Annotated in this window: 21 protein-coding genes; 13 read left to right on the top strand and 8 right to left on the bottom strand. The window is 64.6% G+C overall.

Annotation, left to right across the window (positions count from 1 at the left end):
* Window positions 1-2: 2 nt before the first annotated feature.
* Both tsf and rpsB read right to left on the bottom strand, forming a co-directional pair.
* A complete protein-coding gene (gene tsf, locus AYB31_RS14305) occupies window positions 3-866 on the bottom strand; it encodes a translation elongation factor Ts (RefSeq protein ID WP_068829369.1) in 864 nt (287 codons plus the stop codon).
* 126 nt (window positions 867-992) lie between these two features.
* Complete coding sequence (gene rpsB, locus AYB31_RS14300; RefSeq protein ID WP_068829368.1) at window positions 993-1736, bottom strand: 30S ribosomal protein S2; 744 nt, start codon at window positions 1734-1736, stop codon at window positions 993-995.
* Between the two features lie 267 nt (window positions 1737-2003).
* Between rpsB and map the strand changes: the two genes are divergently transcribed.
* The 3 genes from map to dapC are packed head-to-tail and all read left to right on the top strand — an operon-like array spanning window position 2004 to window position 6758.
* The gene (gene map, locus AYB31_RS14295) at window positions 2004-2804 is read left to right on the top strand and encodes a type I methionyl aminopeptidase (RefSeq protein WP_068829367.1); all 801 of its coding nucleotides are present in this window, start codon (window positions 2004-2006) and stop codon (window positions 2802-2804) included.
* Window positions 2805-2831: 27 nt separating this feature from the next.
* Entirely contained in the window at window positions 2832-5534 is a 2703-nt protein-coding gene (locus AYB31_RS14290; RefSeq protein ID WP_068829366.1) for a [protein-PII] uridylyltransferase, read from the top strand.
* 30 nt (window positions 5535-5564) lie between these two features.
* Window positions 5565-6758 (top strand): succinyldiaminopimelate transaminase, encoded by a 1194-nt coding sequence (dapC, locus tag AYB31_RS14285; RefSeq protein WP_068829365.1) that lies wholly within the window; start codon window positions 5565-5567, stop codon window positions 6756-6758.
* A 1-nt stretch (window position 6759) separates the two neighbouring features.
* Here dapC and AYB31_RS14280 read toward each other — a convergent pair whose 3' ends face one another.
* Window positions 6760-7425 (bottom strand): polysaccharide lyase family 7 protein, encoded by a 666-nt coding sequence (locus AYB31_RS14280; RefSeq protein ID WP_068829364.1) that lies wholly within the window; start codon window positions 7423-7425, stop codon window positions 6760-6762.
* A gap of 234 nt (window positions 7426-7659) precedes the next feature.
* Here AYB31_RS14280 and AYB31_RS14275 point away from each other — a divergent pair, with 234 nt between their 5' ends.
* The 5 genes from AYB31_RS14275 to AYB31_RS14255 all read left to right on the top strand — a co-directional run bounded on the left by AYB31_RS14275 (window position 7660) and on the right by AYB31_RS14255 (window position 11615).
* Window positions 7660-8007 (top strand): ArsC family reductase, encoded by a 348-nt coding sequence (locus AYB31_RS14275; RefSeq protein WP_068829363.1) that lies wholly within the window; start codon window positions 7660-7662, stop codon window positions 8005-8007.
* A 58-nt stretch (window positions 8008-8065) separates the two neighbouring features.
* Window positions 8066-9100 carry a 2,3,4,5-tetrahydropyridine-2,6-dicarboxylate N-succinyltransferase gene (gene dapD / locus AYB31_RS14270; RefSeq protein WP_068829362.1) on the top strand — a complete coding sequence of 345 codons (1035 nt, stop codon included), beginning with the start codon at window positions 8066-8068 and terminating at the stop codon, window positions 9098-9100.
* A gap of 296 nt (window positions 9101-9396) precedes the next feature.
* Window positions 9397-10602, top strand: a complete 1206-nt coding sequence (locus tag AYB31_RS14265) for an aminotransferase class V-fold PLP-dependent enzyme (RefSeq protein WP_068829361.1) — start codon at window positions 9397-9399, stop codon at window positions 10600-10602.
* A complete protein-coding gene (locus AYB31_RS14260) occupies window positions 10599-11021 on the top strand; it encodes a SufE family protein (RefSeq protein ID WP_068829360.1) in 423 nt (140 codons plus the stop codon). The genes AYB31_RS14265 and AYB31_RS14260 overlap by 4 nt, the downstream gene beginning before the upstream one ends.
* Window positions 11022-11069: 48 nt before the next feature.
* A complete protein-coding gene (locus AYB31_RS14255) occupies window positions 11070-11615 on the top strand; it encodes a hypothetical protein (RefSeq protein ID WP_068829359.1) in 546 nt (181 codons plus the stop codon).
* Here AYB31_RS14255 and AYB31_RS14250 read toward each other — a convergent pair.
* The 3 genes from AYB31_RS14250 to tcdA all read right to left on the bottom strand — a co-directional run bounded on the left by AYB31_RS14250 (window position 11518) and on the right by tcdA (window position 13855).
* A complete protein-coding gene (locus tag AYB31_RS14250) occupies window positions 11518-12387 on the bottom strand; it encodes a substrate-binding periplasmic protein (RefSeq protein ID WP_236715560.1) in 870 nt (289 codons plus the stop codon). The two genes, AYB31_RS14255 and AYB31_RS14250, sit on opposite strands and share 98 nt — an antisense overlap.
* Window positions 12388-12481: 94 nt before the next feature.
* Entirely contained in the window at window positions 12482-12943 is a 462-nt protein-coding gene (locus AYB31_RS14245) for a DUF1456 family protein (protein WP_068829357.1), read from the bottom strand.
* 102 nt (window positions 12944-13045) lie between these two features.
* A complete protein-coding gene (gene tcdA / locus AYB31_RS14240; protein ID WP_068829356.1) occupies window positions 13046-13855 on the bottom strand; it encodes a tRNA cyclic N6-threonylcarbamoyladenosine(37) synthase TcdA in 810 nt (269 codons plus the stop codon).
* A gap of 95 nt (window positions 13856-13950) precedes the next feature.
* On the opposite strand from tcdA, the gene AYB31_RS14235 reads away from it, so the two are divergent.
* The 5 genes from AYB31_RS14235 to AYB31_RS14215 all read left to right on the top strand — a co-directional run bounded on the left by AYB31_RS14235 (window position 13951) and on the right by AYB31_RS14215 (window position 20264).
* Entirely contained in the window at window positions 13951-15084 is a 1134-nt protein-coding gene (locus AYB31_RS14235; protein WP_068829355.1) for an iron-containing alcohol dehydrogenase, read from the top strand.
* 152 nt (window positions 15085-15236) lie between these two features.
* Window positions 15237-17834, top strand: coding sequence for a glycosyltransferase (locus tag AYB31_RS14230; protein ID WP_068829354.1), 2598 nt, complete (start codon window positions 15237-15239; stop codon window positions 17832-17834).
* 104 nt (window positions 17835-17938) lie between these two features.
* A complete protein-coding gene (gene dapE, locus AYB31_RS14225; protein ID WP_068829353.1) occupies window positions 17939-19078 on the top strand; it encodes a succinyl-diaminopimelate desuccinylase in 1140 nt (379 codons plus the stop codon).
* The gene (locus AYB31_RS14220) at window positions 19075-19887 is read left to right on the top strand and encodes a putative RNA methyltransferase (protein ID WP_068829352.1); all 813 of its coding nucleotides are present in this window, start codon (window positions 19075-19077) and stop codon (window positions 19885-19887) included. Before dapE ends, AYB31_RS14220 begins: the two co-directional genes overlap by 4 nt.
* A 5-nt stretch (window positions 19888-19892) precedes the next feature.
* Complete coding sequence (locus AYB31_RS14215) at window positions 19893-20264, top strand: hypothetical protein (protein ID WP_068829351.1); 372 nt, start codon at window positions 19893-19895, stop codon at window positions 20262-20264.
* An 88-nt stretch (window positions 20265-20352) separates the two neighbouring features.
* Here the strand turns inward: AYB31_RS14215 and AYB31_RS14210 are convergent, their stop codons facing one another.
* Together AYB31_RS14210 and AYB31_RS14205 are read right to left on the bottom strand one after the other, a co-directional pair.
* Window positions 20353-20562, bottom strand: coding sequence for a cold-shock protein (locus AYB31_RS14210; protein ID WP_068829350.1), 210 nt, complete (start codon window positions 20560-20562; stop codon window positions 20353-20355).
* Window positions 20563-20780: 218 nt separating this feature from the next.
* A complete protein-coding gene (locus tag AYB31_RS14205; protein ID WP_068829349.1) occupies window positions 20781-21761 on the bottom strand; it encodes a DUF4340 domain-containing protein in 981 nt (326 codons plus the stop codon).
* Between the last annotated feature and the right edge of the window lie 58 nt (window positions 21762-21819).

Here is a 21819-nt window from a genome sequence, read left to right as displayed (position 1 = left end):
CCTTATTGCTTGGCGGCTGCTACCTGAGCGGCAACTTCGTCAGCGAAGTTGTCGACCGGCTTCTCGATGCCCTCGCCCACTTCGAAGCGGATGAAGGAAACGATCTCGGCACCGGCCTTCTTGACCAGGTCACCGACCTTGACTTCCGGATCCATGACGAAGGCTTGCTCGACCAGGCTGGCTTCGGCCAGGAACTTGGCGATACGGCCCTTGACCATGTTCTCGACGATGTTTTCCGGCTTGCCGGCGATCTTCTCGGCGTTCAGCTGCAGGAAGATCTCCTTCTCTTTGGCAACCAGCTCTTCGGAAACATCAGCCGGGCTCAGTACCGCCGGATTGGAAGCAGCGACGTGCATGGCGACGTGCTTGGCCAGCTCCTCGTTACCGCCTTTCAGGACAACCAGAACACCGATGCGGTGGCCGTGCAGGTAGGAACCGACGACATCACCCTCAACAGCAGCCAGACGGCGGATGTTGACGTTCTCGCCGCACTTGGCAACCAGTGCCTCACGAGCGGATTCACGGGAAGCGATCAGCGGAGCGGCTTCGGTCAGTTTCTGAGCAAAGGCTTCGTCCAGGCTCTCCTTGACGAAGTTCTTGAAGTCGTCCTGCAGAGCCAGGAAGTCGGTCTGCGAGTTGACTTCGATCAACAGGCCACGACCACCCTCGACGCGAGCAGCGATGGCGCCTTCGGCGGCAACGTTGCCAGCCTTCTTGGCGGCCTTGATGGCGCCGGAAGCGCGCATGTCGTCGATGGCCTTCTCGATGTCGCCACCGGCGGCAACCAGAGCCTTCTTGCACTCCATCATGCCTTGGCCGGTACGCTCGCGCAGTTCTTTAACCAGGGCCGCAGTAATCTCTGCCATGTTCACAATCCTCTTGAAGTGGTGTTCAACCATTCAACCCGGCCACGCCGGGCACAAAATTCGCAAGTGGCAAAAAGGGGGCCTAGCCCCCTTCTTGCGTAACGGGAAACTGGAAGTTGCCCGTTATCAGCCTTCGCTGGCCTCGGAAGCAGCAGCTTCTTCGACGAACTCGTCGGTGCCGCCGCCGGCATTGCCACGACCACGGATCACGGCGTCAGCCATGGCACCCATGTACAGCTGGATGGCGCGAATGGCGTCATCGTTGCCCGGGATAATGTAGTCAACGCCTTCCGGGCTGCTGTTGGTATCGACGATGCCGATAACCGGGATACCCAGCTTATTGGCTTCGGTGATAGCAATGCGCTCGTGGTCAACGTCGATCACGAACAGTGCGTCCGGCAGGCCGCCCATGTCCTTGATACCGCCCAGGCTGCGATCCAGCTTCTCCAGATCGCGCGAACGCATCAGAGCTTCTTTCTTGGTCAGCTTGGTGAAGGTACCGTCCTGAGCCTGGGTTTCCAGATCGCGCAGACGCTTGATCGAGGCACGGATGGTCTTGTAGTTGGTCAGCATGCCGCCGAGCCAACGGTGATCAACATAAGGAGAACCGCAACGTGCTGCTTCTTCAGCAACGATCTTACCGGCGGAACGCTTGGTGCCTACGAACAGGATCTTGTTCTTGCCGGCAGCCAGCTTCTCAACGAACGACAGGGCGTCGTTGAACATCGGCAGGGTTTTTTCCAGGTTGATGATGTGAATCTTGTTGCGAGCACCGAAAATGAACTTGCCCATTTTCGGGTTCCAGTAACGGGTCTGGTGGCCGAAGTGCACACCGGCCTTCAGCATATCGCGCATGTTGACTTGGGACATGATAGTTCCTTGATAAGTCGGGTTAGGCCTCCACGCATCCCGCTATCCAACCCTTGCGGGCACCCAGGATAAACGTGTCGATACGTGTGCGGATTTATGCCCTGCAGGCAGCACTGCCCACAAAGCGGCGCGTTTTATACCACACAAGCCGCCACGACGCTACAGAAAGGCACTACCGCCCATACCCCTGCCCATTTATTCCAGCTTCAAGCAGGCGCCCCGCAGCTGTTACCATTGCCACCTTTATGGATTCGCCCGAGAGCCGCTATGACCGTCACCATCAAGACTCCCGCTGAAATCGAGAAAATGCGCATCGCCGGCCGCCTGGCCGCCGAGGTGCTGGAGATGATCGGCGAGTACGTCAAGCCGGGCGTCACCACCGAGGAGATCGACCGCATCTGCCACGACCATATCGTCAACGTGCAGAAGGCCATCCCCGCCCCGCTCAACTATGGGGCCGCCCCTGGGCGCCCCGGCTTCCCCAAATCGATCTGCACCTCGATCAACCACGTGGTCTGCCACGGCATCCCCAATGACAAGCCACTGAAGGACGGCGACGTGCTGAACATCGACGTCACCGTGATCAAGGACGGCTACCACGGCGACACCAGCAAGATGTTCATGGTCGGCAAGGTGCCGGAGTGGGCCCAGCGCCTGGCCCAGGTCACCCAGGAATGCATGTACAAGGGCATCGAACTGGTCAAGCCAGGTGCACGCCTGGGCGATATCGGCGAAGTGATCCAGAAGCACGCCGAGAAACAGGGCTTCTCCGTGGTGCGCGAGTACTGCGGCCACGGCATCGGCGCAGTGTTCCACGAGGAGCCGCAGGTACTGCATTACGGCCGCGCCGGCACCGGCATGGAACTCAAGGAAGGCATGACCTTCACCATCGAGCCGATGATCAACCAGGGCCGCCCGGAAACCCGCCTGCTCGGCGACGGCTGGACCGCCATCACCAAGGACCGCAAGCTCTCCGCCCAGTGGGAGCACACCGTACTGGTCACCGCCGACGGCTACGAGATCCTTACCCTGCGCAGCGACGACACCCTGCCGCGCACCTCCGCCTGAGTACTCCTCTATATAAGGTAGGCCCGCATGCCGCAGATGGACCCGGAGCTGTTTGATCGCGGCCAGTTCCAGGCGGAACTGGCGCTCAAGTCCAGTCCCATCCCCGCCTTCAAGAAAGCCATCAAGCAGGCGCGCGAAGTGCTCGACGGGCGCTTTCGCGAAGGCCGCGACATCCGCCGCCTGATCGAGGACCGTGCCTGGTTCGTCGACCAGATACTGCAGGAAGCCTGGAAACGCTTTGCCTGGAGCGAGGACGCCGACATCGCCCTGCTGGCCGTCGGCGGCTACGGCCGCGGCGAGCTGCACCCCTACTCCGACATCGACCTGTTGATCCTGCTCGACAGCGCCGACCACGAGGTCTTCCGCGAACCGATCGAAGGCTTTCTCACCCTACTCTGGGACATCGGCCTGGAGGTCGGCCAGAGCGTGCGCAGCGTCAGCGAATGCGCCGAGGAGGCCCGCGCCGACCTGACGGTGATCACCAACCTGATGGAAAGCCGCACCATCGCCGGCCCCGAGCGTCTGCGCCTGCGCATGCAGGAAGTCACCGACAGTACGCAGATGTGGCCGAGCCAGGAGTTCTTCCTGGCCAAACGCAAGGAAAGAAAGGCCCGCCACGCCAAGTACAACGACACCGAGTACAACCTGGAGCCCAACGTCAAGGGCTCACCGGGCGGCCTGCGCGATATCCAGACCATTCTCTGGGTAGCGCGCCGCCAGTTCGCCAGCCTCGACCTGCATGCCTTGGTCAAACAGGGCTTCCTGGTCGACAGCGAGTACAGCATGCTGGCCTCCAGCCAGGAGTTCCTGTGGAAGGTGCGTTATGCCCTGCACATGCTCGCCGGCCGCGCCGAGGACCGCCTGCTGTTCGACCACCAGCGCAAGATCGCCAACATGCTCGGCTTCGAGGACGGCGACGGCAAACTGGCCGTCGAGCGCTTCATGCAGAAGTACTACCGGGTGGTCATGGCCGTGGCCGAGCTGTCCGACCTGATCAACCAGCACTTCGAGGAAGTGTTGCTGCGCATCGACGAACCGACGCCGGCCCAGCCGCTGAACAGCCGCTTCCAGGTTCGCGACGGCTACATCGAGGTAACTCACCCCAACGTCTTCAAGCGCACCCCCTTCGCCATCCTCGAAGTCTTCGTACTGATGGCCCAGCACCCGGCTCTCAAGGGTGTGCGCGCCGACACCATTCGCCTGCTGCGCGACAGCCGTCACCTGATCGACGACGATTTCCGCAGCGATATCCGCAACACCAGCCTGTTCATCGAGCTGTTCAAGTCACCGCAGGGCATCCACCGCAACCTGCGGCGAATGAACCGCTACGGCATCCTCGGCCGCTACCTGCCCGAGTTCGGGCACATCGTCGGCCAGATGCAGCACGACCTGTTCCACATCTATACGGTCGACGCGCACACGCTGAATCTGATCAAGCACCTGCGCAAGTTCAAGTGGCCGGAACTGGCGGAGAAGTTCCCCCTGGCCAGCAGCCTGATCGACAAGCTGCCCAAGCCCGAGCTGATCTACCTGGCCGGCCTCTACCACGATATCGGCAAGGGCCGCGGCGGCGACCACTCCGAACTGGGCGCCGTGGATGCAGAGGCCTTCTGCGTACGCCACCAGCTGCCGACCTGGGATACCCAGCTGATCGTCTGGCTGGTGCAGCAGCACCTGGTGATGTCCACCACCGCCCAGCGCAAGGACCTTTCCGACCCGCAGGTGATCCTCGACTTCGCCCGCCTGGTCGGCGACCAGACTCACCTCGACTACCTCTACGTACTGACCGTGGCCGACATCAACGCCACCAACCCCAGCCTGTGGAACTCCTGGCGCGCCAGCCTGTTGCGCCAGCTCTACACCGAGACCAAGCGTGCCCTGCGCCGCGGCCTGGAGAACCCACTGGACCGCGAGGAGCAGATCCGCACCACGCAGAGCGCCGCCCTCGACACCCTGGTGCGCAACGGCATCGACCAGGACGACGCCGAACAGCTATGGAGCCAGCTGGGTGACGATTACTTCCTGCGCCACACCGCCGCCGACGTCGCCTGGCACACAGAGGCCATCCTCCAGCACCCGGACAGCCGAGGCCCGCTGGTACTGATTCGCGAGACCGCCCAGCGCGAGTTCGAGGGTGCCACGCAGATCTTCATCTACGCCCCGGACCAGCACGACTTCTTCGCCGTGACCGTGGCCGCGATGAGCCAGCTCAACCTGAACATCCACGACGCTCGCATCATCACGTCCACCAGCCAGTTCACCCTCGACACCTACATCGTGCTGGATACCGAAGGCGGCCGTATCGGCGACAACCCGGCGCGCATCAAGCAGATCCGCGAGGGCCTGATCGAAGCGCTGGAGAACCCCGACGCCTACCCGGACATCATCCAGCGCCGCGTGCCGCGCCAGCTCAAGCACTTCGCCTTCGCACCGCAAGTCAGCATCCACAACGACGCGCAGCGCCCGGTGACCGTGCTGGAAATCATCGCTCCGGATCGTCCGGGCCTGCTGGCGCGGATCGGCAAGATCTTCCTCGACTTCGACCTGTCGCTGCAGAACGCCAAGATCGCCACCCTCGGCGAACGGGTCGAGGACGTGTTCTTCATAACCGACGCCAACAACCAACCCCTTTCCGACCCGGAGCTGTGCGCCCGCCTGCAGGACGAGATCACCCGGCAGCTGTCGCCGTCCGGCGGCGAAACCGCCACGCCCAGCTCGCTGAGCCTCTGAATCCGCTCCGCACGCGCAAGTAGAGACGCCATGAATCACGCCCTGAACCAGTTGCAGCCCTACCCCTTCGAGAAACTGCGCGCCCTGCTCGCCGGCATCACCCCGCCAGCGGACAAGCGCGCCATCGCCCTGTCCATCGGCGAGCCCAAGCACAAGTCGCCAGACTTCGTCGCCAAGACCCTGGAGGACAACCTGGCACAGCTGGCTGTGTACCCGACCACCCTGGGCATTCCGGCCCTGCGCGAAGCCATCGCCACCTGGTGTGAGCGCCGTTTCGGCGTGCCGAACGACTGGCTGGATGCCGCGCGCCACGTGCTGCCGGTCAACGGCACCCGCGAGGCCCTGTTCGCCTTCACCCAGACCGTGGTGCAGCGCGACGTCGGCGGCCTGGTGGTCAGCCCCAATCCGTTCTATCAGATCTATGAAGGTGCAGCCCTGCTGGCCGGCGCCGAGCCGCACTACCTGCCCTGCCTGGAAAGCAACGGCTTCAACCCGGATTTCGACGCCGTACCGGCAGACGTCTGGCAGCGCTGCCAGATCCTCTTCCTCTGCTCGCCGGGCAACCCCACCGGCGCGCTAGTCCCCCTCGCCGAATTGAAGAAACTCATCGCCCTGGCCGACGAGCATGATTTCGTGATCGCCGCCGACGAGTGCTACAGCGAGCTGTACTTCGACGAGGACAACCCGCCGCCCGGCCTGCTCACCGCCTGCGCCGAGCTGGGTCGCAGCGACTTCAAGCGCTGCGTGGTGTTCCACAGCCTGTCCAAGCGCTCCAACCTGCCCGGCCTGCGCTCCGGCTTCGTCGCTGGCGACGCCGACATCCTCAAGGCCTTCCTGCTGTATCGCACCTACCACGGCTGCGCCATGCCCGTGCAGACCCAACTGGCCAGCGTTGCAGCCTGGCAGGACGAGGCCCACGTGCGTGCCAATCGCGACCAGTACCGCGCCAAGTACGACGCCGTGCTGGAGATTCTGCAGCCGGTGCTGGACGTACAACGTCCGGACGGTAGTTTCTACCTCTGGGCCAAGACCCCGGGCGACGATGCCACCTTCACCCGCGAACTGTTCGCCCGCGAGCACGTAACCGTGGTACCGGGCTCCTACCTGTCACGCGAGGTGAACGGTGACAACCCGGGCGCCGGGCGCGTACGCATGGCCCTGGTCGCACCGCTGGCCGAATGCATCGAGGCGGCGCAGCGGATTCGACAGTTCGTTCAGGGCTGATCTACTTGGGCTGGTGGCTGACCTGGATATCGTGGAAGGTCACCCGCCCACCTTCGGTAGCCGGCCCCTGATTGTCGGGCACATAGTTGCCCGCCTTGAAGTAGAAGTCCTTCTTCGCCCAAGCGCTGTTGACCGTCGTGCTATAGGTCTTACCTGCCACGCTGACATCCAGGCGGCCATTGGCTGCGACCTTGAAGCTGTAATCGAAGACGGTATTCATCGGCATGTTCTGGTAGGTCAGCACCACCGGGCTCGCCGTATCCGTCGGTTTTTTGCGCAGGGTGACGTCCAGGTACCCCACCCCCTTCACCAGGCGGTAACTCAGTTTGACGAAGGGGTAGGCATTATCCTTGGCATGGATCTGGCCGATGATCACCCCACCGACCGAAGGCAGCTGATTCACTTCCACTTGCGCGCTGAGGTGTGCCGTACCCGCGGTGTAGTTCCAGTTGCGCGGCTGGCCGTCGGCATAGGCTTCACGCAACTCGGTGCGCGGGTAATCGCTTAATTTGGTACTAGTGCCGCTGACCGGCGCCCAGAATTCGATGGAGCCGCCGCTCGGCTTGAAATATTGGTCGTTGTACCCTGCTACCAGCTGCGGGCTGGTGATGACGATGACTGGATTCCCCTCAGGGATCGACAGATCCCAGTTGCTTAGATCGATCATGGTGTGCACCTCTCTATGTCGCACGCTGCGCAGGATAGGGAGTGCCCATCGATAGATTTTTCGATTGCGTCGCATAAAGACGTGTCATTCGTCAGGCGCCATTTCTATGACGAAACATGGGCAAGCGTTTCCAGCACCGCCACGCCGAGCGGCTCGTGGCATAATCACCGCCCTCTTTAATCAGGGCTAGTTGAGGCAGCACGCGGAAAATCCCGGTGCTTATCAGGAATATCAATGTCTTACGTTCTTTACGGCATCAAAGCCTGCGACACCATGAAGAAGGCACGCACCTGGCTCGACGAGCAGGGCGTGGATTACAGCTTCCACGATTACAAAGTTTCCGCCATCGACCGTGCTCACCTGCAGAAATGGTGTGCCGAACATGGCTGGCAGACCGTGCTGAACCGCGCCGGCACAACCTTTCGCAAGCTGGACGAAGCACAGAAAGCCGATCTCGATGAAGCCAAGGCCATCGAACTGATGCTGGCCCAACCATCGATGATCAAGCGCCCGGTTCTCGATCTGGGCGACAAGACCCTGGTCGGCTTCAAGCCCGACCTCTACACCGCGGCAATGAAGTAAGTCGCCCGAACTGGCGCGCCGCCCGTTCTCCACATTTTCGCGTTACGAGGAACACATCATGTCGCAATCCCTGTTCAGCCTGGCCTTCGGCGTCGGCACCCAGAACCGCCAGGGCGCCTGGCTGGAAGTCTTCTATGCCCAGCCACTGCTGAATCCGGCCGCCGAACTGGTCGAAGCCATCAGCGCCAAGCTGGGCTACAGCGGTGGCAACCAGGCCATCGCCATCAACACCAACCAGGCCACCGAACTGGCCAATGCCCTGAAGAGCATCGATCCGGCCCAGTCCGCCCTGCTCACTCGCCTGGCCGAGAGCCACCGCCCGCTGGTCGCCACCCTGCTGGCCGAGGACAAGGAGCTGGGCTCCACCCCGGAGGCCTACCTCAAGCTGCACCTGATTTCCCATCGTCTGGTCAAGCCGCACGGCCTGAGCCTGGCCGGCGTGTTCCCGCTGCTGCCCAACGTGGCCTGGACCAGCCAGGGTGCCGTGGACCTGAGTGAACTGGCCGAGCGCCAACTGGAAGCGCGCCTGAAGGGCGAGCTGCTGGAAGTATTCTCGGTGGACAAGTTCCCCAAGATGACCGACTACGTGGTGCCGGCCGGTGTACGTATCGCCGACAGCGCGCGCATTCGCCTGGGTGCCTACATCGGTGAAGGCACCACCGTGATGCACGAGGGCTTCGTCAACTTCAACGCCGGTACCGCCGGCCCGGGCATGATCGAAGGCCGCGTGTCCGCCGGCGTATTCGTCGGCAAGGGCTCGGACCTCGGCGGCGGCTGCTCGACCATGGGCACCCTGTCCGGCGGCGGCAATATCGTGATCTCCGTGGGCGAAGGCTGCCTGATCGGCGCCAACGCCGGTATCGGTATTCCGCTCGGCGACCGCAACACCGTGGAATCCGGCCTGTACATTACCGCCGGCACCAAGGTGGCGCTGCTCGACGAAGCCAACAACTTGGTCAAGGTGGTCAAGGCCCGCGAGCTGGCCGGCCAGGCCGACCTGCTGTTCCGTCGCAACTCGCAGAGCGGTGCAGTGGAGTGCAAGACCAACAAGACCGCCATTGAGCTGAACGAGGCACTCCACGCCCACAACTGAAAATCGGTCTGAAGCTGCTGCGCTAGGCCATGCGGCGTTGAAATCAGGCTGGATCGCCAGCCCGGTCGGGCTGCTCATTTACACTCAGTAAACTCCGCGCCCTCGCCTGATTTACTCGCTGGCGCTCGCCCTTCGGACCAGCCATTGGCTGTTACTCCCGCTGGTCGTTGCGCCTTGCCTGACCGTCGCTCGCGACGCTTCAGCTCCGATTTTCGGCCGCGAGATGGTTAAGAGGCCGGGCTCATGCCCGGCCTCTCTATTTATACTCAGCCCATTTCCTAGCAGTGCCACAGACCATGTCCCTGAACTCCCCATGGCGCGCCGACTTTCCTGGCATCCTCGCCCTCGCAGCCGAAGGCCAGACCTACCTGGACAGCGCCGCCACCGCGCAGAAGCCCCAGGCCGTGCTGGACAGCCTGCTCGGCTACTACGCCAGCGGCGCCGCCAACGTACACCGCGCCCAGCACCTGCCGGGCGAGCGTGCCACCCGCGCCTTCGAGGCGACCCGGGAGAAGTCCGCTCGTTGGCTGAATGCGGCTAGCAGCGAGGAAATCGTCTTCACCCGCGGCAGCACAGAGTCACTGAACCTGTTGGCCTACGGCCTGGAGCACCTGTTTCAGCCCGGCGAGCAGATCGTCATCAGCGCCCTGGAGCACCATGCCAACCTGCTGCCCTGGCAGCAATTGGCCGAGCGCCGCGGCCTGGAGCTGGTGGTATTGCCGCTGGACGAGCAGGGTCAGATCGACCTGCCCCAGGCCCAGCAACTGATCGACCCGCGCACCCGCCTGCTGGCCGTCAGCCAGCTGTCCAACGTGCTCGGTCGCTGGCAGCCGCTGCCGGAGTTGCTGGCCCTGGCCCGCACCCAGGGTGCGCTGAGCGTGGTCGACGGTGCCCAGGGCGTGGTGCATGGCCGGCATGACGTCCAGGCGCTGGGCTGCGACTTCTACGTCTGCTCCAGTCACAAGCTGTATGGCCCGGACGGCGTCGGCCTGCTCTATGGCCGCCGCGCCGCCCTGCAGCAACTGCGCCCCTGGCAGTTCGGCGGCGAGATGGTGCTGGAGGCCGACTACCAGCATGCCCGCTTTCGCCCCGCGCCTTTGGGCTTCGAGGCCGGCACCCCGGCGATTGCCGCAGTCATCGCCTTGGGCGCTACGCTGGATTACCTGGAACAACTGGACCAGGCCGCCGTCAGCGGCCACGAGACGGCCTTGCACGCCAAGCTGCTGGCCGGCCTGAATGCGCGCGACGGCATCCGTCTGCTCGGCGCGCCGCAGGTGGCCCTGGCCAGCTTCACCGTGGCCGGCGTGCATGGCGCCGATCTGGCCCACCTGCTCACCGAACAGGGCATCGCCGTGCGCAACGGCCATCACTGCGCCATGCCACTGCTCAAACACCTCGGCCTGAGCGGAGCCATCCGCGTCTCGCTGGGTCTGTACAACGACAGCAGCGACCTCGAGCGTTTCTTCGCCGCCCTGGACAAGGCCCTGGAGCTGCTGCGATGACCACGCCCCTGCCACCTTCGGCTCAGGAAGCCATGGAAGCCTTCAGCGCCTGCCCCGGCTGGGAACAACGCGCGCGCCTGCTGATGCAGTGGGGCGAACGCCTGGCGCCACTGAGCGACACCGAGCGCAGCGAGGCCAATCGCGTCAGCGGCTGCGAGAGCCTGGTCTGGCTGGTCGGCGAATACCGCGATGACGCCTGGCGCTTTCGCGCCGCCAGCGATGCCCGCCTGATCCGCGGCCTGCTGGCCGTATTGCTGGCGCGGGTCGACGGCCTGGATGGTCCGGCCCTGCAGGCCCTCGACCTGGCCGACTGGTTCAGCCAGCTGGGGCTGGGCCGGCAGCTCTCCCCTTCGCGCAGCAATGGCCTCAACGCCGTGCTGCTGCGTATGCGCGAGTTGGCAGAAACGGCTGCACACTGACCACCAGCAGCACTATGCTGGCGGCCCGTCCTGCTCAAGGAGAGAGCAATGTTCATCTGGATACGCGTTAGCCTCAGCTGCCTGGCCTGCACGGCCCTGCTGTCGGCGCTGCTGCAACTGCTGCCCTATCTGCTGCAGTGGCTGCCGGAGGCCCTGTTCGATGTGCTTCCCGCCTTCTACAGCAACCTGTTCCTGGCTGCCGGCCTCAGCGGCCTGACCCTGGCCTGGCTGCTGCCAGAGCGGCGCCGGACCGGCGTTCTGCTGACCCTCGCCATGCTCGTGGTCGTAGCGCTGCTGCGCCTGCAGCTCGGCCTGTGCAGCCAGGAGGAGACCGCGCGTATCGAAGCGGAACTGGCCGCCATGCCCAGCTACAACCTCGGCCAGCCCTGGGCCGAGCAGCCCGTAGCCAGCGCCGGCCCCAGCAGTGTCAGCTGGGAGTGCACCCCGCCCGAGTACCTCGCTGACAGTCTGATCGCCATCGCTGGCGACCTGCTGCTCAGCGGGGTAGCGCTGGCGCTGGGCGCCCTGCTCCTGCCACGTCGTCGACGAGTTGGGGGGAACCAGGCTGCCAGCCATCCGCATCGCCGCTGTTGAGTGCGCGCTGCAGGCTGCGCAATTCACCGCGCTCGGCAAAACGGGCCAGCTCCCGATTGAACAGGCTGAGCAGCTTGGCACCCTGAGGGTCATCCTTGCGGAACAGCAAACGCAGCGGTTCGCTGCTGACCGGACGCGGATGGTGGGTAATGACCTTGCGCCGCTCGCCAGGAAAAAGGCGGCGCATGATGGCGTAGCCGACCGCTCTATCCTGAGGGTGCAGGTCTATACGGCCTAACTCCAGCAGGCGAAAGGCGGTGTTTTCCTTGTTGTAGCGCTCGATATGCAGTCGCCCCGACTGCAGTTGCTGATCAAACGCCGGGCCGTAGGAATAGCCCAGGTTGACGCCGATGCGATACTGCAGCAGATCGTCGTACCCACGCCAGTCGAACACCAGGTCGGTACGGTGGAACAGAACGATCTCTCCATCGACCAGTGGCTCGCTGCACAGCCCATAGTCCTGACGCATGGGGCTGCAGCTGTAGGGCATGATGGCGTCCAGCTCCCCTTGCTGCAGCAACAGGACATTGCGGTCCCAGGGATAGAAGACGTACTCGACTCGGTAGCCCGCTTCGGCAAACACCGCGCTGACCAGACGCCCAAGGGCTCCGGCGTCAGGGCGCCGCTGCTCGACATAGGGCGCCCAGTCGCCGGTGCCCACGCGCACCACTTCCTGAGCGCGAAGCAGAGGGCTGGCCAGCAACGACAGCAGGCACAACAGCGCACAACACAATCCACCCGGAGCGGGGCAGCGGCAAAACGCGTGGAACACCTGAGCACCTCATGCTACTGAGTACTGCGTGCCTCCCTGCCGACTTCCATTGCCTGCAGCTTAGTCGAACCCGAGCCAGGCGGCAGTGCGCGCCTCAGCCACGCTGACGCAGGGTCAGGCCGCGCAGGAAGTTGCGCAGCAACTGGTCGCCGCAGGCGCGGTAGTTCTTGTGCTCGGGACTGCGGAACAGGGCACTGAGTTCGGCCTTGGTCATCGGCAGGTCGGCGGCACGCAGGATCTCGTGCATATCCTCGTCGCGCAGCTCGAAAGCGACCCGCAGCTTCTTCAGGATGATGTTGTTGGTCAGGCGCTTTTCCACCGGCAATGGCGGGCGGCTCTCGTCGCGACCGCGCTTGTACAGCACCAGGCCGGCGAGAAAGTGCGCCAGCACTTCGTCACTGCAGGGCTGCAAACCCTCTTCGTCATCCTTCTTCAGCAGGGCCGGTACCGCCTCGGGGTCGAGGCTGTAGTTGGCCAGTTGGCAAATTCCGGCCAGCTCGGTATCGCTGATATCCAGCAGGTAGCGCAGGCTGCGCAGTACATCGTTGTTGTTCATCAGCAGACTCTCGGGAGAATGGGGTGGGAGCGGCTGGGCGGCACTGCGCTTCAGTCGCGATGAAGGCGATTGCAGGGCAGCCGCCCAGGCATGGACGCCTAGCTAGGAAGCCTTGCCGGCACGTTCTGCCGGGCGCCGTGCACCGGCGACCAGCTTGTCAATGATCCTAGCGGCGGCAGCCATGCCGAAGCTGGCGGTGACCATCATCACCGCGCCGAAGCCACCAGCGCAGTCGAGCTTGACGCCCTCGCCGACGAAGCCCTTGGCCTGGCAGACGGTGCCGTCCGGCTTGGGGTAGCGCAGCTGCTCGGTGGAGAACACGCAGGGTACGCTGTATGTGCGCCCCGGCGTACGGGAGAAGTTGTAGTCGCGGCGCAGGGTGCTGCGCACCTTGGCGGCCAGCGGGTCGTTGAAGGTCTTGTTGAGATCGGCGACCTGGATCTGTGTGGGATCGACCTGGCCACCGGCGCCGCCGGTGGTGACGATCTGGATCTTGCGCCGTTTGCACCAGGCGATCAGCGCGGCCTTGGCCGCCACGCTGTCGATGCAGTCGATCACTGCGTCGAGCTGCTCGGTGATGTATTCGGCCATGGTCTCGCGGGTGACGAAGTCGGCTACCGCGTGCACTGTGCAAGCCGGGTTGATGGCGTGGATGCGCGCGGCCATCTCGTCGACCTTGGCCTTGCCCACTGCGCCGTCGATGGCATGTACCTGGCGGTTGGTGTTAGTAATACAGACATCGTCCAGGTCGAACAGCGAGATCTCGCCGACCCCGGAGCGGGCCAGGGCCTCGGCCGCCCAGGAGCCGACGCCGCCGATGCCGACCACCGCCACATGCGCCGCCGCCAGGCGTTCCAGCCCCTCGCGCCCGTAGAGCCGGGCGATACCGCCGAAGCGCTGTTCGTCTGTCATCTCGTCACACCCTCAAAAACCGGCCGGCATTATAAGCTGCCGAAGGCCTGCGCGGACCTTGTCTATAGTGCACAGACGCCCGCGGAGGCCGCGCCATGCGCAACTTCAGCTACTACAACCCGACCCGCATCCTCTTCGGCGCCGGGCAGATCGCCAGCCTGGCGCAACTGATTCCCAGCGACAGCCGGGTGCTGGTCACCCACGGCGGCGGCAGCATCCTGCAGAACGGCGTATGGCAGCAGGTCGAGCAGGCGCTGTCCGGCCACTGGCTCAGCCGCTTCGCCGGCATCGAAGCCAACCCGCAGTACAGCACCCTGCTGCGCGCGGTCAAACAGGCGCGCCAGCAGCACTGCGACTTCATCCTTGCCGTCGGCGGCGGTTCGGTGATCGACGGCAGCAAGTTCGTGGCCGCCGCAATGGCCTATCCGGGCGAGCCGTTCGACCTGCTCAGCGGCACACCGATCCGCCGCGCCCTGCCGCTGGGCTGCGTGCCGACCCTGGCCGCCACCGGTTCGGAGAGCAACGGCCGTGGCGTGCTCAGCCATGCCGGCCTGCAGGCCCGCCTGGCCTTCTCCGCCCCCTGCCTGTTTCCCCGCTTCGCCATTCTCGACCCTTGCACCACCTTCAGCCTGCCGGCACGGCAGATCGGCAATGGCGTGGTGGCCGCCTTCGCCCACGGCCTGGAACGCTACCTGGCCAGCCCCGCCGATATGCCACTGCGCGATCGACAGATCGAAGGCCTGCTGCTGACTCTGCTGGAGCAGGGTCCGAAAGCCCTGGCAGAGCCACGGAACTACGCCACCCGGGCCAACCTGATGTGGTGCGCCAGCCAGGCACTGAACGGCCTGCTGACCTGCGACGACACGGACGACGACCTGCAAAGACTCAGCCATGAACTCAGCCTGCTCTACCACCTCGATCACGCACAGAGCCTGGCAGTCCTGCTGCCCGCCCTGCTCGAAGAGCGCCCACGCCAGCGCAGACTGCTGCAGTACGCCGAGCAGGTCTGGGGCCTGCGTCGCGGCTCGCCAGGGCAGCGCATGGATGCGGCCATCAACGCCACCGAAGGCTTCTTCCGCCGCATGGGTCTGGGCACCCGCCTGTCGGCCCATGGCCTGGACGCCGAAGCCATTCCGGCGATACTCGCCCAGCTGCAGCGCGAGGGCCCGGAGCAGCGCCGCGAGTTCGATCTGGACGCCTGCGAACGCCTGCTCCTGCGCGCCCTCTGAGGCGACAGGCGGCGAACTTTAGCGCGCCTCGACGGACCAAGCGAAAGGCGCTCCAGGCGCCGCTATACAGGTACCGAGCGGCGGAGTAGCATGCGCGCCGACCGGTGTTCACCGGGCCTTTCCCGTTCCTCCCTACGGAACCTCTGAGCAACATGCCAACGCGCAAATTCGGAATCAATCTGGTGATCATCGTCGCGGTCGCCGCGTTGTTCACCGGCCTCTGGGCGCTGTACAACCGCCCGGTCAGCGCCCCGGACTGGCCGGAGCAAATCTCCGGCTACTCCTTTTCCCCCTTCCGCGCCGGGCAGAACCCGCAGACCGGCGTCTATCCGAGCGATGCGCAGATCCGCGCCGACCTGGAGCTGCTCACCCGCCAGACCGACAACATCCGCACCTACTCGGTGGACGGCAAACTGGCCGATATCCCGCGTATCGCCGAGGAATTCGGCCTGCGCGTGACTCTGGGCATCTGGATCAGCCCGGATCTGGAGCGCAACGAGCGGGAAATCGCCAAGGCCATCGAGATCGCCAACGCGTCGCGCAGCGTGGTGCGCGTGGTGGTGGGCAACGAGGCGCTGTTCCGCCGCGAAATCACCGCACCGGCGCTGATCGACTACCTCGACCGGGTACGCGCCTCGGTCAAGGTCCCGGTCACCACCTCCGAGCAGTGGCATATCTGGCAGGAACACCCGGAGCTGGCCGATCACGTCGATCTGATCGCCGCCCACGTGCTGCCCTACTGGGAATTCGTGCCGATGGAGGACTCCACCGAGTTCGTCCTCGAACGCGCCAAGGACCTGAAGAAGCTGTTCCCGAAAAAGCCGCTGCTGCTCTCCGAAGTCGGCTGGCCGAGCAACGGTCGCACCCGCGGCGGCGCCGAAGCGGACCAGGCGGAACAGGCCATCTATCTGCGCACCCTGGTCAATGCGCTGAACGCCAAGGGCTACAACTATTTCGTCATCGAAGCCTTCGACCAGCCGTGGAAGGCCAGCGACGAGGGCTCGGTCGGGGCCTACTGGGGCGTCTACAACCTCAATCGCCAGCCCAAGTTCGCCTTCGAGGGCCCGGTGGTGGCCATCCCGCAGTGGCGCATGCTGGCGGTGGCCTCGGTGGTCATGGGCCTGCTGGCCCTGGCCCTGATGCTGATCGACGGCAGCTCGCTGCGCCAGCGCGGGCGCACCTTCCTCACCTTCGTCGCCTTCGTCGGCGGCTCGGCCCTGGTGTGGATCGCCTACGACTACAGCCAGCAGTACAGCACCTGGTTCAGCCTGACCGTCGGCGGCCTGCTCGGCATCGGCGCGCTGGGCGTGTTCATCGTCCTGCTGACCGAGGCCCACGAACTGGCCGAAACCGCCTGGGTGCGCACGCGTCGCCGCGCCTTCCTGCCGGTGCTGGGCGACAGCGCCTATCGGCCCAGGGTGTCGATCCATGTGCCCTGCTACAACGAACCGCCAGAGATGGTGAAGCAGACCCTGGATGCCCTGGCTGCGCTGGACTACCCGAACTACGAAGTCATCATCATCGACAACAACACCAAGGACCCGAAGGTGTGGGAGCCGGTCGAGGCCTACTGCCAGCAACTCGGCGAGCGCTTCCGCTTCTTCCATGTGGCGCCCATCGAGGGCTTCAAGGGTGGCGCGCTGAACTACATCCTGCCGCACACGGCGCCGGATGCCGAAGTGGTGGCGGTGATCGACTCCGACTACTGCGTCGACCCGAACTGGCTCAAGCACATGGTGCCGCACTTCAGCGACCCGAAAATCGCCGTGGTACAGTCGCCGCAAGACTACCGCGACGGCGACGAAAGCACCTTCAAGAAGCTCTGCTACGCCGAGTATAAGGGCTTCTTCCATATCGGCATGGTCACCCGCAACGACCGCAATGCGATCATCCAGCACGGCACCATGACCATGATCCGCCGCAGCGTGATGGACGAGCTGAAGTGGGCCGACTGGACCATCTGTGAAGATGCCGAACTGGGCCTGCGCGTGTTCGAAAAAGGCTATGCCGCCGCCTACGCCCACCAGAGCTACGGCAAGGGCCTGATGCCGGACACCTTCATCGACTACAAGAAGCAGCGTTTCCGCTGGGCCTATGGCGCCATCCAGATCATGAAGGGCCACGCCCGCAGCCTGTTCCGTGGCGAAGGCTCGCAACTGAGTCGCGGCCAGCGCTACCACTTCATTGCCGGCTGGCTGCCGTGGATCGCCGATGGCCTGAACATCTTCTTCACCATCGGCGCCCTGCTCTGGTCGGCGGGCATGATCATCGTGCCGCAGCGGGTCGACCCGCCGCTGATGATCTTTGCGATCCCGCCGCTGGCCCTGTTCTTCTTCAAGTTCGGCAAGATCCTGTTCCTCTATCGCCGCGCGGTAGGGGTGGATCTGGTGCGCTCGTTCCAGGCCGCCATCGCCGGCCTGGCCCTGTCGCACACCATCGCCAAGGCGGTGCTGTACGGCACCTTCACCAAGACCATACCGTTCTTCCGCACGCCGAAGATGGCCAGCAACCACGGCATCCTGGTGGCGTTGGCCGAGGCCCGCGAAGAGGTATTCGTCATGCTCCTGCTGTGGGGGGCCGCGATTGGCATCGGCTTCGCCCAGGACATCGGCAACGCCGACGTCAAGTTCTGGGTCGCCACCCTGCTGGTGCAGTCGCTGCCCTACCTGGCCGCGCTGTGCATGGCGCTGCTGTCATCCCTGCCCAAGCCCCAGGAGCAGGACGTGGCGGAGCCCGCCAGCGCAGCCTGATCCACAGCGTCCAGCCGAAACGGCGGCCCAGCGTCTGCGGACCCTGCGTCGCCGTTTTGCTTTAGAATGGCGACCTTTTCGCCTATCGCCGCACCGGAGCCGCAATGACCGCCCTCTCCCCCACCCTCGAACTGGCCTGCGACCTGATCCGCCGCCCCTCGGTAACTCCCGTGGACGAAGGCTGCCAGGAACTGATGATGCGCCGTCTGGCCGCATGCGGCTTCGAGGTCGAGCACATGCGCATCGAGGAAGTGGAGAACTTCTGGGCCAAGCGCGGCGGTGAAGGCCCCGTGCTGTGCTTCGCCGGCCACACCGACGTGGTACCGACCGGGCCGCTGGACGCCTGGCAGTACCAGCCGTTCGATGTGCGCGTAGATGACGAAGGCATGCTCTGCGGCCGTGGCGCGGCGGACATGAAAGGCAGCCTGGCGTCGATGATCATCGCCGTGGAACGCTTCGTCGCCGACCACCCGAACCACAAGGGTGCCATCGCCTTCCTGATCACCAGCGACGAGGAAGGCCCGGCCCAGCACGGCACCAAGGCCGTGGTCGAGCGCCTGCGCGAGCGCAATGAGCGCCTGGACTGGTGCATCGTCGGCGAACCTTCCAGCACCACCCTGCTCGGCGACGTGGTGAAGAACGGCCGCCGCGGCTCGCTCGGCTGCACCCTGACCGTCTACGGCAAGCAGGGCCACGTGGCCTACCCGCACCTGGCCAAGAACCCCATCCACTTGGCCGCCGGCGCCCTGACCGAACTGGCCGCCGAGCACTGGGACAATGGCAACGCCTACTTCCCGCCGACCAGCTTCCAGGTGTCCAACCTCAACTCCGGCACCGGCGCCACCAACGTCATTCCGGGCGAGCTGAAGGCGGTGTTCAACTTCCGCTTCTCCACCGAATCCACGGTTGAAGGCCTGCAGCAGCGGGTAACCGCGATACTCGACAAGCACGGCCTGGACTACCACCTGGAGTGGGCGCTGTCCGGTCTGCCGTTCCTGACTCAACCGGGCAACCTGCTCGATGCCGTGGCCGCCAGCGTCAAGACCGTTACCGGCCGCGAGACCACACCGTCCACCTCCGGCGGCACCTCGGACGGACGCTTTATCGCCACCCTGGGTACCCAGGTGGTAGAACTCGGCCCGGTCAACGCCACCATCCACCAGATCAACGAGCGCGTGCTGGCCAGCGATCTGGACCTGCTCACCGAGGTCTACTACCAGACGCTGGTGAAACTACTCGCATGAGTCTGATCTGCCCGATCTGCCAGGAACCGCTGAGCACCAGCGAAAGCGGCCTGGCCTGCAGCAACCGGCACAGCTTCGACCGTGCCCGCCAGGGCTACTACAACCTGCTGCCGGTGCAGCACAAGAATAGCCGCGACCCGGGCGACAACGCCGCCATGGTCGAAGCCCGCCGCCGCTTCCTCGGCGCCGGCCACTATGCGCCGCTGGCCGGACGTCTGGCCGAACTGGCCGCCGAGCGCCAACCGGCCAGCTGGCTGGATATTGGCTGTGGCGAGGGCAACTACACCGCACAGCTGGCCCAGGCCCTGCCCGATGCCCGCGGCTATGCCCTGGATATCTCCCGCGAGGCGGTCAAGCGCGCCGCGCGCCTGGCCCCGCAACTGACCTGGATGGTCGCCAGCATGGCCCGCGTGCCCCTGGCCGATGCCAGCTGCAACCTGCTCGCCAGCGTATTCAGCCCGCTGGACTGGGCCGAAGCCAAACGCCTGCTCGCCCCTGGTGGCGGCTTGCTGCGCATGGGACCGACCCGCACGCACCTGATGGAACTACGGCAGAAGCTGTACGACGAAGTGCGTGACTACGACGACCAGAAGCACCTGGAGCTGATTCCCGAGGGCATGCACCTGGCCCACAGCGAGACGCTCAGCTTTCCCCTGCAACTGGCCGATGCCCAGGCGCGCGCCGACCTGCTGGCCATGACCCCACACGGCTGGCGCGCCAGCGCCGAGCGCCGCGCCGCGGTGATCGCCGAAGACTTCGAAGTTACCGTCGCCATTCGCTACGATTGGATCGTAAAGGACCAGGACTGACCGCCATGCGCCAACCCGATATCGAGATCTACCTCAAGGACGCCAGCCAGCAGGCCATGACCGAGTGGCTGAGCGAGGCCATCGGCCCCTGCAGCGAATGGCAGCAGCGCGGCCAGACCTACAAGTGCCACGCCGGCGATGTACCGGTGACCTGGCTGCCCAAGGCCGTGGGCAAGTGGCACAGCCTGCTGCTGGAAAGCGACGCCACGCCCTGGGCCGACGACGTCGCCTGCGCCGAAGCCGCCTTTGCCGCCCTGGGCGTGGAAGTGCGCTGCGCGCCGGGTGGCTGGAGCGAGGAACAGGGCGAGGAAAACGCCGACCTGTGGATCAAGGTCAACGCCGAGGGCACGCAGGAATTTATCTGGCAAACCGACTAAGACGCTCGCGGACAAGGCCCCTCCTACAAAGGCCCCAAAACAAAAGGCCCGTCATTCGACGGGCCTTTTGTTTTAACCGCGCGGGTCTTCAGACCTTGGACACGTCTTCCGCCTGCAGGCCTTTCTGGCCCTGAATCACGGAGAACTCCACCTGCTGACCTTCGATCAGCGAGCGGTGACCTTCGCCACGGATGGCGCGGTAGTGGACGAACACATCCGGACCGCTTTCGCGTTGAATGAAGCCATACCCCTTGGAATCATTGAACCACTTGACGGTTCCGACCTCACGATCAGCCATTACCACTTCCCTCGATTCTCGATTTTATTTTTTGCCCCGCAGGGCTTCGACGGTTCGGCGCGAACGTTCTTCTTTCCGACCACAGCAACGAGACTGGGACGGCGCTCAGAATGACGCCCTGATACGACCGCCGGTCGAGTATAAAACAAGTGTTCGCCGTGCCAAGGGATATTTTCGGCCAGCTGCAAGCCCCGTCACACAAGGCTTGCAGCCTGTTCTCAGGGCTTTTCCGCGAGCAGATCGGTCAGCTTTTTGGCCAGGCTCTGGTACTGATACGGCTCGACACGGTAGGCCCAATCGCTGCGTCCCGGCAGCTCGGCAGCCGGCAGATCGCTGCCTTGCTCCAGCAGCAACCAGTGCTGATCGGCCTTGGTGTAGAAGCGCCCTTCGAGCGTGTTACCGGCGAAAGTTTGCAGACTGAAAGTCAGACTCGGCTTGCCGTCGAAGGTCAGCTGGTCGAGCGGTGCAGCGTCGGCGAACTGCAGGTCGGCGAACAACCGCGCCATGCCGTCGGCGGCACCGTCGAAGGCCAGCTTGCCGCCCTTGGGCAGGTCGCGCACCTGCAGGTTGGGTTCTTCGGCCTTGTCACGAAACAGCTGCACTTGCTTACCGTCGGCGTGCACCACCTGCAACGTCTTGATCTCGCTGAACGGCATCACAGTCACCCGTCGATCCAGCCAATCCAACTCGGTGGCCGGCAGTACGATGCGCTGGCTGACCAACCAGCTCTGCGCCTCACCGGCACCGCGCACCAGTTGCCCGTCCTGCTGGCCGGGGTTGCCGATCAACAGTTGCAGCGCGGGTGCTTCGCCACGCTCCAGCTTCAGGCGTACCGCCTGCTGATTGGCCTCCCCCTGCTCGGCCAGGCCGAGGCGACCGTAGAGATCCGGGTTGCTGGTACGCGGCTCGACCTTGCGCGCCTCGCCCAGAGCCTTGAGCACGCCAGCCACCAGCCCCTGGTTGGCCGGGTAGTCGGCCTTGGCCGGCAGCACCCAGCCCTGTTCCTTGCGCTGCAGACGCACCAGCGGCTGGCCCACGCGCTGCACCTCGATGGCCTCGACCTGCGCCGGTTGCAATTCCGGCAACCAGCGTTGCGCTTCAGGCAGCGCCTGGGGCTGCTCGGCCTCGCGGGTGAAATGCCAGGCGGCCAACAGCGCCACCACCAGCACTGCCAGGATGATCAGAGTCTTGCGATTCATAAGCGTGTTTCTCCTCGATCAAGGAGTCGGTGAATACGGGGGGAGAAGCACAGGGGAA

The organism is Pseudomonas sp. BMS12 (assembly GCF_001592875.1).
Taxonomy (GTDB): domain Bacteria; phylum Pseudomonadota; class Gammaproteobacteria; order Pseudomonadales; family Pseudomonadaceae; genus Aquipseudomonas.
This window is presented reverse-complemented; position numbering and strand designations above follow the sequence as displayed.

Bases quoted from the DNA above. Each gene is read 5' to 3' on its own strand.
- tsf (WP_068829369.1), bottom strand. From the start codon at position 866: ATGGCAGAGATTACTGCGGCCCTGGTTAAAGAACTGCGCGAGCGTACC.
- rpsB (WP_068829368.1), bottom strand. From the start codon at position 1,736: ATGTCCCAAGTCAACATGCGCGATATGCTGAAGGCCGGTGTGCACTTC.
- map (WP_068829367.1), top strand. From the start codon at position 2,004: ATGACCGTCACCATCAAGACTCCCGCTGAAATCGAGAAAATGCGCATC.
- AYB31_RS14290 (WP_068829366.1), top strand. From the start codon at position 2,832: ATGCCGCAGATGGACCCGGAGCTGTTTGATCGCGGCCAGTTCCAGGCG.
- dapC (WP_068829365.1), top strand. From the start codon at position 5,565: ATGAATCACGCCCTGAACCAGTTGCAGCCCTACCCCTTCGAGAAACTG.
- AYB31_RS14280 (WP_068829364.1), bottom strand. From the start codon at position 7,425: ATGATCGATCTAAGCAACTGGGATCTGTCGATCCCTGAGGGGAATCCA.
- AYB31_RS14275 (WP_068829363.1), top strand. From the start codon at position 7,660: ATGTCTTACGTTCTTTACGGCATCAAAGCCTGCGACACCATGAAGAAG.
- dapD (WP_068829362.1), top strand. From the start codon at position 8,066: ATGTCGCAATCCCTGTTCAGCCTGGCCTTCGGCGTCGGCACCCAGAAC.
- AYB31_RS14265 (WP_068829361.1), top strand. From the start codon at position 9,397: ATGTCCCTGAACTCCCCATGGCGCGCCGACTTTCCTGGCATCCTCGCC.
- AYB31_RS14260 (WP_068829360.1), top strand. From the start codon at position 10,599: ATGACCACGCCCCTGCCACCTTCGGCTCAGGAAGCCATGGAAGCCTTC.
- AYB31_RS14255 (WP_068829359.1), top strand. From the start codon at position 11,070: ATGTTCATCTGGATACGCGTTAGCCTCAGCTGCCTGGCCTGCACGGCC.
- AYB31_RS14245 (WP_068829357.1), bottom strand. From the start codon at position 12,943: ATGAACAACAACGATGTACTGCGCAGCCTGCGCTACCTGCTGGATATC.
- tcdA (WP_068829356.1), bottom strand. From the start codon at position 13,855: ATGACAGACGAACAGCGCTTCGGCGGTATCGCCCGGCTCTACGGGCGC.
- AYB31_RS14235 (WP_068829355.1), top strand. From the start codon at position 13,951: ATGCGCAACTTCAGCTACTACAACCCGACCCGCATCCTCTTCGGCGCC.
- AYB31_RS14230 (WP_068829354.1), top strand. From the start codon at position 15,237: ATGCCAACGCGCAAATTCGGAATCAATCTGGTGATCATCGTCGCGGTC.
- dapE (WP_068829353.1), top strand. From the start codon at position 17,939: ATGACCGCCCTCTCCCCCACCCTCGAACTGGCCTGCGACCTGATCCGC.
- AYB31_RS14220 (WP_068829352.1), top strand. From the start codon at position 19,075: ATGAGTCTGATCTGCCCGATCTGCCAGGAACCGCTGAGCACCAGCGAA.
- AYB31_RS14215 (WP_068829351.1), top strand. From the start codon at position 19,893: ATGCGCCAACCCGATATCGAGATCTACCTCAAGGACGCCAGCCAGCAG.
- AYB31_RS14210 (WP_068829350.1), bottom strand. From the start codon at position 20,562: ATGGCTGATCGTGAGGTCGGAACCGTCAAGTGGTTCAATGATTCCAAG.
- AYB31_RS14205 (WP_068829349.1), bottom strand. From the start codon at position 21,761: ATGAATCGCAAGACTCTGATCATCCTGGCAGTGCTGGTGGTGGCGCTG.